General features: G+C 64.6%; 14 protein-coding genes. 7 read left to right on the top strand and 7 right to left on the bottom strand.

Annotated elements, in window-relative coordinates:
- From EN780_RS15635 to EN780_RS15615, 5 genes are all read right to left on the bottom strand, one after another.
- Window positions 1-856, bottom strand: an 856-nt coding sequence (locus EN780_RS15635) for an ATP-binding cassette domain-containing protein (protein ID WP_133372621.1), incomplete at its 3' end; no start/stop codon positions are given.
- A gap of 61 nt (window positions 857-917) precedes the next feature.
- Window positions 918-1,910, bottom strand: coding sequence for a substrate-binding domain-containing protein (locus EN780_RS15630; protein WP_245499977.1), 993 nt, complete (start codon window positions 1,908-1,910; stop codon window positions 918-920).
- 82 nt (window positions 1,911-1,992) lie between these two features.
- Window positions 1,993-2,769 carry an SDR family oxidoreductase gene (locus EN780_RS15625; protein ID WP_128274633.1) on the bottom strand — a complete coding sequence of 259 codons (777 nt, stop codon included), beginning with the start codon at window positions 2,767-2,769 and terminating at the stop codon, window positions 1,993-1,995.
- Window positions 2,770-2,771: 2 nt separating this feature from the next.
- On the bottom strand, window positions 2,772-3,935 hold the full coding sequence (gene dgoD / locus EN780_RS15620) for a galactonate dehydratase (protein ID WP_245499979.1): 1,164 nt from the start codon (window positions 3,933-3,935) through the stop codon (window positions 2,772-2,774).
- Between the two features lie 89 nt (window positions 3,936-4,024).
- On the bottom strand, window positions 4,025-4,768 hold the full coding sequence (locus EN780_RS15615) for a FadR/GntR family transcriptional regulator (RefSeq protein WP_127283179.1): 744 nt from the start codon (window positions 4,766-4,768) through the stop codon (window positions 4,025-4,027).
- Window positions 4,769-4,872: 104 nt separating this feature from the next.
- On the opposite strand from EN780_RS15615, the gene EN780_RS15610 reads away from it, so the two are divergent.
- Window positions 4,873-5,736: an aldose 1-epimerase gene (locus EN780_RS15610; protein ID WP_189556573.1), complete on the top strand. Its 864-nt coding sequence runs from the start codon at window positions 4,873-4,875 to the stop codon at window positions 5,734-5,736.
- Between the two features lie 291 nt (window positions 5,737-6,027).
- Entirely contained in the window at window positions 6,028-6,378 is a 351-nt protein-coding gene (locus EN780_RS15605) for a hypothetical protein (protein ID WP_127311161.1), read from the top strand.
- Between the two features lie 120 nt (window positions 6,379-6,498).
- On the opposite strand, the gene EN780_RS15600 is transcribed toward EN780_RS15605, so the two are convergent.
- Entirely contained in the window at window positions 6,499-7,140 is a 642-nt protein-coding gene (locus tag EN780_RS15600; protein ID WP_127392044.1) for a ThuA domain-containing protein, read from the bottom strand.
- Window positions 7,141-7,408: 268 nt separating this feature from the next.
- Between EN780_RS15600 and ftsZ the strand changes: the two genes are divergently transcribed.
- The 3 genes from ftsZ to EN780_RS15585 all read left to right on the top strand — a co-directional run bounded on the left by ftsZ (window position 7,409) and on the right by EN780_RS15585 (window position 10,072).
- Complete coding sequence (gene ftsZ / locus EN780_RS15595; protein ID WP_128274630.1) at window positions 7,409-8,389, top strand: cell division protein FtsZ; 981 nt, start codon at window positions 7,409-7,411, stop codon at window positions 8,387-8,389.
- A 206-nt stretch (window positions 8,390-8,595) separates the two neighbouring features.
- Window positions 8,596-8,760: a DUF3309 family protein gene (locus tag EN780_RS15590; RefSeq protein WP_127283184.1), complete on the top strand. Its 165-nt coding sequence runs from the start codon at window positions 8,596-8,598 to the stop codon at window positions 8,758-8,760.
- Window positions 8,761-8,854: 94 nt separating this feature from the next.
- Window positions 8,855-10,072 (top strand): FAD-binding oxidoreductase, encoded by a 1,218-nt coding sequence (locus EN780_RS15585; protein ID WP_128274629.1) that lies wholly within the window; start codon window positions 8,855-8,857, stop codon window positions 10,070-10,072.
- A gap of 22 nt (window positions 10,073-10,094) precedes the next feature.
- Here EN780_RS15585 and EN780_RS15580 read toward each other — a convergent pair whose 3' ends face one another.
- Window positions 10,095-10,502, bottom strand: coding sequence for a DUF427 domain-containing protein (locus EN780_RS15580; protein ID WP_127392042.1), 408 nt, complete (start codon window positions 10,500-10,502; stop codon window positions 10,095-10,097).
- 158 nt (window positions 10,503-10,660) lie between these two features.
- Between EN780_RS15580 and EN780_RS15575 the strand changes: the two genes are divergently transcribed.
- Both EN780_RS15575 and EN780_RS15570 read left to right on the top strand, forming a co-directional pair.
- On the top strand, window positions 10,661-12,373 hold the full coding sequence (locus EN780_RS15575) for an HAD family hydrolase (protein WP_128274628.1): 1,713 nt from the start codon (window positions 10,661-10,663) through the stop codon (window positions 12,371-12,373).
- A gap of 82 nt (window positions 12,374-12,455) precedes the next feature.
- Window positions 12,456-12,862, top strand: a 407-nt coding sequence (locus EN780_RS15570) for a PPC domain-containing DNA-binding protein (RefSeq protein ID WP_133372620.1), incomplete at its 3' end; no start/stop codon positions are given.

Raw genomic sequence — 12,862 nt, 5'->3', positions numbered from 1 at the left:
GCCCGACGATCTCGCCCGCCCTCACCTCGAAGCTGATCCCCTCGACGCGCCGTGTCGTGACATCCTCGAGCGCCAGCCGCACCGGTCCGAGCGTGCGCTCCTTGCGGTTGAACAGGTCGCTCACCGGCCTGCCCACCATCAGCCGCACCATGCGCTGCTCGTCGAGCGCCGCAATCGGCTCGTCGGCGACGCGGCTGCCGTCGCGCATCACCACGCAACGGTCGGCAAGCTCGATGATCTCGCGCAGCCGGTGCGAGATGTAGATCACCGCGACGCCATCGGCCTTCAGCCGCCGGATGACCCGGAACAGCCGCTGCGCCTCATCCTCCGTGAGCGACGAGGTCGGCTCGTCGAAGGCGAGCAGCCGCGCCCCTGGGCGCAGCGCGCGCATGATCTCGATCAGTTGCCTGAGCGCCGGGCTCAGGCCATGGCAGCGTTGCCCGGGTGACAGCACTTCGACCACGCCGAAGGTGTTGAGCAGCTCGAGGCTGCGCCGCTCCAGATCCGTGCGGTCGAGAAAAATCCCGCCGCGTGCCTTGATGTCGCCGATGAAGATGTTTTCCGCCACCGTCAGCTCCGGGATGATCTCCGGCTCCTGGTGGATGACCCGGATGCCCGAGCCGTGTGCTGCGCGTGGCGAGTTGAGCTGGGCCGGCTGACCATCGACCAGAACCCGACCGCTGTCCGGGCGATGCTCGCCCTCCAGCACGCGCATCAGCGTGGACTTGCCGGCGCCGTTCTCGCCGATCAAAGCGGTGATCTCGCCGGCATGGAAGGCGACGGAGACGTCGCGCAGTGCCTGCACGGCGCCGAAGCGCTTGCTGACGCCCTCGACGGAAACGACGGGCACGGTCATCGGCGCGCGGCTACTTGTGAGGCCGCGCGCCCCAAGGCCGACAATGAGGCCAAAAGGAAGCCTAGGACTTGCAACCGAGCGTGTCCTTGAACTTGGCGAAGTTCTCGCCGCTGATCAGCGTCGCGTCCTGGAAATAGTCCTTCTGCATTTCCTTGCCAGTGGCCTGGTCGTAGAGCGCCTGGATCGCCGCGGCGCCATGCTTGGCGCTGTCCAGCCACATCGTGCCGCGGAAGCCGGTGGGCTTGCCGGAGCCGAAGGCCTCACAGGAGCGCGAGCCGTCGATGCCGATGCCGATGACGTTCCCCGGCTTCATGCCGGCGTTCTCGGTGGCGCGCACGCCGCCGAGCACGCCGTCGTCGTTGCAGGAGTAGAATATCCACTTCTCGGCGTCGGGATTGGCCGTCAGCGTCGTCGACACCACATCGATCGAGTTGACCATGGTGTTGTCGTAGGGGATCGACAGGATGCGCGACTTGATCTCCGGGATCGCCGCGACGAGCGCTTCCTCGGCGCCCTTGTTGCGGCGCATGCAGGTATCGGCCTTCTGGTCCTCGATCGAGCCGACGCGCACCTTGGAAAGGTCCTTGTCCCAGCCCTCGGCCTTGACGATGCGGGCGATCTCACCGCCGACCTGCTTGCCGATGTTGAGCGCGTTCATGCCGACATAGGCGACCGGGCTGCCGTCGGCGAAGGCGATGTCGTCGTCCACCGCGATCAGGCCGATCTTGGCGGCCTTGGCCTTGTCGGCGACGACCGGGCCGAGCGAGCGGTCGGGCACCACCACGGCAATGCCTTTGACGCCGTCGCCGACATAGGTGTCGAAGGTGGTGACGGCGAGGTTGGCGTCGAACTGGACATCCTGCACCAGGAGATCGACGCCGAGCTCTTTGGCCTTGTCCTTGGCGCCCTGCACCTCGCGGACGAACCACGGGTGATCGCCCATCTTGTTGATGTAGCCGAACTTCATTTTGTCCTGCGCGCCCGCGCCGTGGACCGTCAGAGCGACGGCTGCGGTCGCGGCCACCGCAAGGCATGCCTTGATCATTGGTTTCATGGTTTCCTCCCTCTGGATCCCGGCCGGCGGGATCCCATTTTGCTTGAAGACGTTCCCGGCGACCGGCCGCCGGCGCGAAACCTCATTCGTGGTAGAGAACCGAGCGCCCGCCATCGATGACGATGCAGGCCGCGTTGATGAACGGCGCCTCGTCGGAGCCGAGGAAGACGGCGGTCATGGCCACTTCCTCCGGCCGGCCGATGCGGCGCGGCGGGTGCAAATCGTAGGTGCGCTGGCGCTCGGCCTGCGGGTCTGGGAACGTGTTCCAGTAGTCGACCGCGATCTGCGTCTCGATGTAGCCCGGTGCAATCGCGTTCACGCGGATGCCTTCGGCCGCGTATTGGATGCCGAGCGACCGCACCAGGCCGAGCAGCCCGTGCTTGGCGACCGGATAGGGAAAGGTCGACGGGATGATCGCGAAGGAATGACAGGAAGCGATCGCGACGATCGAACCCTGTTTCTGGTCGCGCATCGCCGGCAGCACCGCGCGCGCCGAATACCAGACGCCGTCGAGATCGACGGCAAAGCAGCGCCGCCATTCCACTTCGGTGGTTTCCAGCGGCTCGTGGAACACGTTGATGCCGGCATTGGCGACCAGCACGTCGATGCGGCCGAGGGCGTCGAGAACCTGCTTGGCCATCGCTTCGCAGGAGCCGGCGTCCGCGACATCGGTTTCAACGAACAGCGCCTTCACGCCGTTGTCGGCAAGCGACGCTGCGACGCTCTTTCCGGTCGCCGCGTCCTTTTCCGCGACGACGATCACCGCCCCCTCGGCGGCCATGGCGCGCGCCGTCGCCTCGCCGATGCCACGCCCGGCGCCGGTGATGATCACCACCTTGTCTTTGAGACGCCCGGCCATGGTCACCAGTCCACGATGGTGCCGTCGGAGAGCACGGCATTGGTGGTGTGCATCACCTCAGGCTTGTAGGGATGCCGGGCAGCGACCGCCTCGTCGACTTCGATGCCGAGCCCCGGCGCTTCCGGGACCTGCCAGCAGCCTTCGACCATGCGGATCGGCCCTTTCACCACCTCGAAATACCAGGGCACCGCGCCGACCATCTCTTCCTGGATCAGATGGTTGGGGGTGGAGACGGCAAAATGCAGCGCCGCCGCACCGGCGATCGGGCCGAGCGGATTGTGCGGCGCCACGCCGACCGACACCGCCTCGGCCATCGCCGCGATCTTCTTCGCCTCGAGCAGGCCGCCGCAATGGCAGATGTCTGGCTGCACGATGTCGACCGCCCTTGCCCGGAACAGATCGTCGAATTCGGCACGGTCGATGAGCCGCTCGCCGGTGGCGATCGGCACGCGCGACTTGGCGGCGAGCTGCGTCAGTGCGCCGGTCTCGCCGGGCGGCAGCGGCTCCTCGATGAACATCGGCCGGTAGGGCGCAAGCACGTCGATATACGCGAGCGCGGTCGAGGTCGAGGCGGGGCGGCCGTGGAAATCGACCATGATCTCGACCTCGGGACCGACCGTCTTACGCAGCGCCTCCATCAGCCGGCCGACCTTTTCGACCTCGGTGAGCGGCGCGTGGTAGTGGCTGTAGGGGATGAAGACGGCCTTCAGCGCGCGATAGCCCTTGGCCACCACTTCGGAGGCGCGCTTCACCAGCGGCTCGGCGTCGAGCGTCTCGTACACGGCGCGCATGTCGCCGAGGCCGAGATGGGTGTAGACCTTGACCCGGTCGCGCACCTTGCCGCCGAGCAGCCGCCAGACCGGCTGGCCAAGCCACTTGCCGAAAATATCCCACAGCGCCAGCTCGATGCCGGAGACGGCCGACATGCCGATCACGCCGAGCCGCCAGAACGAATGCTTCTTGAGGATGCGCACCGCCTGCTCGATGTCGCGCGGATCGCGCCCGATCAGAAGCGGCGCCAGGTCGTTGACGGCGCCGACCACGGCCTGGGTCTTCCACTCCAGCGTCGCCTCGCCCCAGCCGTAGAGGCCGGGCTGGTCGGTCTCGATGCGCACGAACACCCAGTTGCGCATGTCCGCGTTCACGACGCGCGTGGTGATCGCCACGATTCTCAAGCGCTACTCCTCCCAGGCGACACTTAGATCATATGAAATTGAGTTATCATATGATCTAAAATGGCGTCAAGGCGGAAATCTTAGCCCTTGGCGTGAAGATCGTCGGCGGCGATGTCGAGCAGTCGGTTCATGGCGGCGCGGGCGCCGGCCGTGTCGCGGATGCGGATCGCTTCCAGCACCGCGACATGCGCCGAGAGCGCGCGCGACTGCGCTTCCATCAGCGGATTGGTGACGAGGAAGGTGGCGCGCAAGGCGGCCTCCAGCATGCCGACCAGCCCCTTCAGCACAACATTGTGGCTGGCGGCGATCACGCCCTTGTGGAAGGCCAGGTCCGCTTGGCATACTGCATTGAGATCATTCGGGATGTTGTCGCGCATGCCGACCACGGCGCGCTCGATTTCGGCGAGGTCGGCCGCCGTGGCGCGCCTGGCCGCGAGCTCCGCCGCGGCGGGCTCGAAGATCCTGCGCGCCTCGAGCAGGCCGGAAACCAGTTCTTCGTCGTCCTGGATGGACGGGTGCCAGCCGAGCACGACCGGATCGAGCAGCCGCCAATTGTCGCGCGCCAGCACACGTACGCCGGCGCGGCGCCTCGCTTCGACAAGGCCCTTCGCCGACAGGACCTTGACCGCCTCCCGGACCGAAGTGCGGCTGACGCCCAGCATGGCGCACAGTTCCTCTTCGCGCGGCAGGGCGTCTCCCGGCGCGTATTCTCCGCCCAGGATGCGGCTGCCGAGCACGCTGACCACGGCGTTGTGCACGCTGGCGCCGGTCTGGTCGACCGATGGCATCCAGCCGAGTGCATCTGAAGGAGCTATGGTTTCCACGCAGATCCTCTCCCGATAGAGCGCCGTTGCAAGCTGTTGTATGAGAGGCTAGGTCTTATGTAAATCTTTCATTCATACGATCTATAACGGGCTCCGCAATGGGCATGCTGCAGATCTCCAATGACACGGTGGCGCTTTCGGTCGATCTTGCCGGCGGCGCGATCCATCGCTTCGACCGCCACGCGGCGAGCGGTCCGGTTCCCGTTTTCCACCGTGGAGCGGTGGAAGCGGATGTGTGTTTTCCGCTGATCCCGTTCGGCAACCGGCTGCGCGGCAACGCCTTTGTCTTCGATGGAGGAACCCATCGTCTGCAACCGAACACGGCGAGCGACCCGCACTACATTCACGGCGACGCCTGGCTTGGCCATTGGCGGACCATCGCTCACGACCATCACGAGCTGACCATCGCCTACGATCATGCCGGCAAGGATGGACCCTACGCCTACCGCGCCGAGCAGCGTTTCGCCCTCTCCGACAACATGCTGTCCGTCAGCCTTTCGGTGACCAACCGCGCGCGCCGGAGCCTGCCCTACGGGCTCGGCCTGCATCCGTTCCTGCCGATGACGCCGGCCACCATCGTCGACTTCACCGCCGAGCGCTACTGGGAGCAGGACGCGGCTTTCCTGCCGCTGAAGAGCCATCCTGCGCGCGGCGGCATGGATTTTTCCGGCGGCCGCCGGCTGCCCGGGACCTGGATGAACACCGAGTTCGAAGGCTGGAACGGCGCGGCGACCATAATGTGGCCGGAGACCGGATCGCGTCTGCGGATCGAGGCCGATGCGCAATTCTCGCGCTGCATGATCTTCGTTTCGCATGCAGCCTTCGACGCGCTCTATCGCCATGACTGGTTCTGCTTCGAGCCGATGACCCACAGCGTCGACGCGCATCATCGAGCCGATCTCGGCGGACTGGTCGCGCTCGAGCCGGACGAGACGTTGGCCGGCTCGTGCCGGTTCATCGTGGAGTGACACGCGCCGGCTCCTCGACAAGCGAAGCGGTGGCGTTCATCTTAGCTCTGTCTAACGAATGTCTACAAACTTTATAGACATTTATTCCCGAGCAGGTCATACTGCCCATCCAAGTGCCTGACTTTTTCGCCATTCGTGTTCGTATGATCAGGAGATGACGATGACGCAGACATTTCCGGAGATCGTTCCAGATCCCACCACCGTCAGGCCGGTGTAGAAGACCAATCAACTCATCATGGGCGCGGGGGCGTTGGACGGCAGGCATTGCTGCCGCGATCGAGGAGGAGACCGATGACCACACGCCTGCTGCCCGCACTGCACGAGGGCCATGCCCCAATCCAGTTGCATGGCGCCTTCGACGAGGCTCTGGAAGCCTACCAGGCCTGGACTCCGGGCACGGACGAACCGCAAGTCGAGTTCGAAGGCCATTTGATCCCGATCAGCTCGGTCTTCGGCCGCATGCGGACTTGCACCGACATCCTGCCTTGGCGCATCGAGGCCGATGTCCTGGACACCGTCGGCGGCATGTTGCCCGCCGGCGGCGAAAGGTCGATCACCTATGCAGACGCCGCGCTCGTCCTTCGCGCCCTGTGCGTGGATCGCCTTCGCGACGACGGCGGTGTCCGATTTGCAGCAAGATGAAGCCTTTGCGTGCAGCGTGAGGCTGTCAACAACCTGACGCGCCTGCGGCGGCACAGGGGCTGCAAGACAAAGAAAGCGGGACCGGTCGTACCATACCGGCCCCGCTGCCTCTCATGGGTCTCAGCGCGCTGCCCAAGCCAGCCCACGGCGCAGGATGGTCCGCATCTGCGGCACCTCGAACTCCTTGGCCACATGCCCCAGCGACGAGTAGAACACGCGGCCCTTGCCGTGCCGGCGCTTCCAGACCACCGGCATGACGACGCCGTCGATCCAAGGGGCGTGCGCGCCCGTGAACGTGGTGGTCGCCAGCACCTCGTTCGACGGGTCGACATGCATGTAGTACTGCTCGGAGCGGTAGGGGAAATCGTCGATGCCGCTCATGATCGGATCGTCGCGGCGGACGATGTCGACCTGGTAGTCGATGATGTTGCCGGGATGGGCGACCCACTGGCCGCCGCACATGAATTGGTAATCGGTCGATTCGCGGAACGCATCGCCCATGCCGCCATGGTAACCGCCAAGACCGACGCCTCCCGCGATTGCGCTGACGAGGTTGGACTCCTCGGCCTTGCTCAGCTTGGACATGGTGTAGATTGGCACGATCAGGCTGAGGTCGGCGATTGCGGGATCGGCGAATGCCGCGATCGAGGTCTCGACGCGAACGGCAAATCCCTCTTCCTCCAGCATCGCCTTGACGGCGCGCGCGCCGAGTTCCGGCTCGTGGCCTTCCCAGCCGCCCCAAACGATCAGTGCCTGCCGCATCCTTCACTCCTGTCTTCGCAATTCGCCCGGGTGTCCCCGGATCCGGCCAATATGACCGCACAGTGATCCGCAGGCCACATGCGCACGGCAGAGCCCGCGGGTGAGCGACGACCATAGGCGCATTTGTCTTGCGGCCAAGTCCACGCTCTGATTCCATTTGCCGGAGCGATAGAACCTGATTCTTGAACTTTGGCGCGCTCGAATGTCGCGCCGACTGGAAGATTTTTCGTCGATCCAAGCGCCAGGTGCATTTCAAGGAGATACGGCGATGAACACCGCGACAAGGCCAGCAATCTCGGAAATGAGGCCGAAGATAACGGTCGTCGGTGTTGGCGGCGGCGGCGGAAACGCGATCAACAACATGATTGCCGAGAACCTGCAGGGCGCCGAGTTCATCGTCGCCAATACCGATGCGCAGGCGCTCACCATGTCCAAGGCACCGAGGCTGATCCAATTGGGAGCCCGTATCACCGAGGGCCTGGGCGCTGGTTCGCTGCCCGAAGTCGGCCGTGCAGCCGCTGAAGAATCGATCGACGAAATCATGGATCACCTTGCGGGAACGCATATGTGCTTTGTGACCGCGGGCATGGGAGGCGGAACCGGTACCGGCGCGGCTCCCGTCATCGCGAATGCCGCGCGCGCGGCCGGCATCCTGACGGTGGCGGTCGTCACCAAACCGTTCAGCTTCGAGGGCAAGCGACGGATGCAATCGGCCCAGGAAGGCATCGAGCGGCTTCGCGAGTGCGCCGATACGGTAATCGTCATCCCGAACCAGAACCTGTTCAGGGTCGCCGACGCCAAGACGACGTTCGCCGACGCCTTTGCCATGGCGGATCGGGTCCTTTACTCGGGCGTCGGCTGCATCACCGACCTCATCGTCAAGGAGGGCCTGATCAATCTCGACTTCGCCGATGTGAAGTCGGTGATGCGCGACATGGGCCGCGCAATGATGGGAACCGGGGAAGCTACCGGTGAAGGGCGGGCCAAGAACGCCGCGGAGGCGGCGATTGCAAACCCGCTGCTCGATGAAGCGTCCATGATCGGTGCCAGGGGCGTCCTTGTCTCGATTTCGGGCGGCACGGACATGACGCTGTTCGAGGTCGACGAGGCCGCCACCCGCATCCGCGAAGAGGTCGACGCTGATGCCGACATCATCGTCGGCGCCATATTCGACCGGGCGCTCGCCGGGAAATTCAGGGTCTCGGTCGTCGCAACGGGATTGCGACAGGGACCTGAGCAGCCGATGTAGCGGCTTCAATAACAAACGACTGTTTTTATTACCTTTTTTTGGCTGTCGCGACCGACTCTTGTCAAAACAGGCCTGTTGCCCGGCTCGCCCCAAGCGATACGTGCGGCGGCGTTTGCCGGAACAGGAAAGCCCTCTTCGAGTTGATACTCTGATCAACAGTCGGCGTTGCGGGATGCACCGCAGCGCAAACAGGAGAGGAAACTCCCATGGGTCTCGGCACAATTCTTATCATTCTACTGATTCTCATCTTGCTCGGCGGCTTCAGTGGCCTTGGCGGCGGACCGTTTTACGGCACCGGCTACTACGGCGGCGGCGGCCTTGGGCTGGTCTTGCTGATCGTCATCATCCTGGTTGTCCTCGGCCGCCTGTAGCGACGCCGGCAGACCTGGCATTGCCCGCTGATCGAGCAGCGATCGGCGGGCTTTTGTCTGTGGCGAACCGCCGTCGGATAGCGCGGAGGGAGCATTGGTCCGCAAACTCGACCTCAGAAGCGGCCGGCCGGTCTGGTTCGCCTATCGCGCGCCGCCGGTGCCCACAGGAAAGTTGACACGAGATATAAGGGCCGAGGTGCTGGTCGTCGGCATGGGCATCAGCGGCGCCATGATGGCGGACGCACTGGCGCGCGCGGGCCATGGCGTGGTCTGCATCGATCGGCGCGGCCCGCTTCTGGGATCGACCTCGGCGACGACGGCGCTGGTGCAATTTGAACTTGATCAACCGCTGATCAAACTTGCCGCGATCAAGGGCAAGATCGACGCCGTGCGCGCGTGGCGGCGCTCGCGCCTGGCCGTGGTCAATCTTCGCGGGCGGATTGCCGAACTCGGCATAACCTGCAACCTGGCACGCTTGCCGTCACTCTATCTTGCCGGCAATCTGCTCGCGCCGGCGCAGCTGCGCGACGAAAGCGATGCCCGCCGGCAGGCCGGGATCGCCGCGACCTATCTTACCCGCAGGGCTCTGTCGGACAGTTTCGGCATCGATCGCGCGGCTGCCATCCTCAGCCACGACAACATTGCGCTCGACCCGCGCAAGCTGACCGCCGGGCTCCTGCTCAGCGCGGTGGGGCGCAAGGCGCGCCTTTATGCCCCTGTGGAGGCGGACGAGATCAGGAGCGATCGCGACGAGGTCGTTGTCAAAACCGGCGGTGGTCCGACGATCACCGCGCGACATCTGGTGCTCGCCACCGGCTATGAGTTGACCGACATCATTCCGGCCACCGCGCACAGCATCGTTTCGACCTGGGCAATCGCCACAGCGCGCCAGCCAAAAGACATATGGCCAGGCGCCGCTTTGCTTTGGGAGGCGTCGGAGCCTTACCTTTACATCCGCACGACGGCGGATGACCGCGTCATCTGCGGCGGCGAGGACGAGGATTTCACCGACGAGGAGCATCGCGATGCGTTGATCGCCGAAAAGTCCAAGCGCCTGGCGGCAAAACTGGGCCGCTTGTTGCCGAAGCTGGACACCAGGCCGGAATTCTCGTGGACCGGCTCCTTCGGAACCACAACCTCCGGCCTGCCCTATATCGGCGCCCTGCCCCGCCACCCGCGCATTCACGCCGTGATGGGCTATGGCGGCAATGGCATCACCTTCTCGCAGATCGCTTCCGAGATGGTTTCATCGGCGATTGACGGCCTCGAGGACGTCGATACAGATCTGTTTGCATTCCCGGCGCACGGATAGACCCCATCGGACCGTCAGGAGATTATCCGGGGATGCGCGGCGTATGCCGTACGTCCTCTGCCGGGTCGGCATCGATGCGCGCCTTGTCCGGGTCGAAGGCGCCGTGACGGGCGATGGCCAAAGCGGCTGTTTCGGGCGTCTCATAGGCCCACATGAAATCATCGGCCGATCCGCCGACGGCATGGACGCGCCAGTAACTTGCCGTGCCCAAGGGCGAGCTTGTGGTGGTGTTCGTCTTCTCGAAAAGCTCGAAATAGATGTCTTCGAACGGTATGTAGAAGACCGGATCGCCTCCGTCTTCATGGAGCACCTTCGCCCGCTCGCTGGACGCCACCACGGCGTCCGAGAACCTGACTGTCACCGTGCCGTCAAAGGGCACGATGGCAAGGGCGGCGGCAGGATAGGTTGGACTGGCGACTGGGGTTTGCATTGTCGAACTCCTTGACCCGATGTGCGTTGGAAACGTCGCTCAGCCACGGCAGTTCCGGCTCGGCGCGCAATTGGCGCAAAACCTTTTCGTCCCACAGGCGTTGTTCCTTCTTCAGGCTAACAGACAGCCATCCACGTCGAGCAATGGAGGCTCAGAGGATGTATTTCATTGCCCTGGCGACGGACTATGACGGCACACTGGCGCACGATGGCATCGTCACCAAAAAGACGCTGTGGGCGCTCGAGCAGCTGAAGAAGACCGGCCGCAAACTGATCCTGGTGACGGGACGCGAATTGCCCGACCTCAAGCGGGTTTTTCCGGAACTCGCATTGTTCGACAAGGTCGTCGCCGAAAACGGAGCGCTGGTCTACACGCCCGCCAGCGAGGAGGAGCGCACGATATCGCCCTCGCCGTCGGCCGATCTCGTCGCCGGGCTGAAGAAGCGCGGCGTGAAGCCGCTTTCCGTCGGGCGCTCCATCGTCGCCACCTGGGAGCCTCACCAGGCCACGGTGCTCGACGTCATCAAGGAACTCGGGCTGGAACTGGAGATCATCTTCAACAAGGGCGCGGTGATGATCCTGCCGAGCGGCATCAACAAGGCGACCGGGCTCGCCGCCGCGCTGGGCGATCTTCGCCTGTCGCCGCGCAATGCGGTGGGGGTCGGCGACGCGGAAAACGATCATGCCTTCCTGCAGGCCTGTGGCTGCAGCGTTGCTGTCGACAATGCGCTGCCGGCGGTCAAGAACACCGCCGATCTCGTTACGCGCGGCGCACGCGGCAAGGGCGTGGAGGAACTGATCGGCAAATTGATCAAGCACGATCGCGGGCTCGTCAAAAGGCCCCGCGACGGCATCCTGCTTGGTACGTCCGGCGGCAAGGACGTCTATCTGTCGCCGACCGACACGGTCCTGATCGCCGGCAGTTCCGGCATCGGCAAATCCACGCTGGCCACCGCCCTGACCGAGCGCTTCGTCGAGACCGGCTATCAGTTCTGCATCTTCGACCCGGAAGGCGACTATGACGGCCTGCAAGGTGCGGTCAAGCTCGGCGACGGGTCGAGTGTGCCGACGAAGGAACAACTGCTCGACCTGATCGAGAAGCCGGACACCAATGTGGTGGTCAATGGGCTGGCGTTGCGGGTCAACGAACGGCCCGACTTCTTCGCCGACCTGCTGCCAGGCCTCGGCAGCTTCCGCTACCGCACGGCGAGGCCGCACTGGCTGGTCATCGACGAAGCCCATCATCTCCTGCCGAAACGCCGCGACGACACACGCGCCGTGCTGTCGCTGGAATTGCCGGGCACGGTGCTCATCACCGTCCATCCGGAAGCGATCTCGACCGATGCCTTGCGCCTAGTGACAGCGGTCATCGCGCTTGGCCCAAAGGCGAAGAGCGTCGTGCGGACATTCTGTCACGAGACCGGCGTTGAAGAGCCGGGCGCGATGTCGTCGCAAAAGGGTGACCGCGTGCTGCTCTGGCGGCCGCGCAATGGCAAGAAGCCGATGTCGGTCAAGGCGATCGAGCCGCGCCAGTCGCTCAAACGGCACAGCCGCAAATATGCCGAGGGGCAACTCGACGAGGCCGGCAGCTTCTATTTCAGGGGCCCGGACGATGCCATGAACCTCAGGGCGCACAATCTGATTATCTTCGCCCAGATGGCCGAGGGCATCGACGACAAGACCTGGGAGCATCATCTGCGCGCCGGCGACTACTCGGAATGGTTCCGCCATCAGATCAGGGACAAGGACCTCGCCCGCGAAACCGAGACCGCGGAGAAGGACAAGACGCTGTCGGCGCAGGAAAGCCGCAAGCGCGTGCTCGACGCGGTGCGCCGGCGCTACACGGCCCCCGCCACCGCTCCGGTACAGTAGCGCGGGGGCGCGACCGCCGAGTTGCCGCCAACGGTCATACACGGTCGACCAACGGAAAAAGAAAGCCGCCAGGAGGCTCAAGATGAAATCCCAACTCGTTGCCGAAAGTGCCGAACAAAGGACCTTCATTGTGGTCCTAGACATGGGTGAAGAGGCCTTCTCGGCACTGACGGCGTTTGCCGCCGATCACGATATCGGCAGCGCCTCGCTGACCGCCATCGGCGCCTTCGAAAGGGCGACCGTCGGATGGTTCGACTTTGAAAAGACCGAATACCGCAGGATTCCGGTGCTGGAACAGTGCGAAGTGCTGAGCGCAATCGGCGATATCGCCACGGGCGACGACGGCAAGCCGAGCCTCCATGTCCACGCCGTGCTCGGCCTGGCGGACGGCACGACGCGCGGCGGACATCTGCTCAACGGGCACGTGCGGCCGACGCTGGAGGTCACGCTGGTCGAAACGCCAGGCCACTTGCGGCGCAGGACACGCCC

The sequence above is a fragment of the Mesorhizobium sp. M4B.F.Ca.ET.089.01.1.1 genome (assembly GCF_004022605.1).
Classification (GTDB): domain Bacteria; phylum Pseudomonadota; class Alphaproteobacteria; order Rhizobiales; family Rhizobiaceae; genus Mesorhizobium; species Mesorhizobium abyssinicae.
Note: the sequence above shows the minus strand (reverse complement) of the source record. Positions and strands in the feature narration are given on the sequence as shown.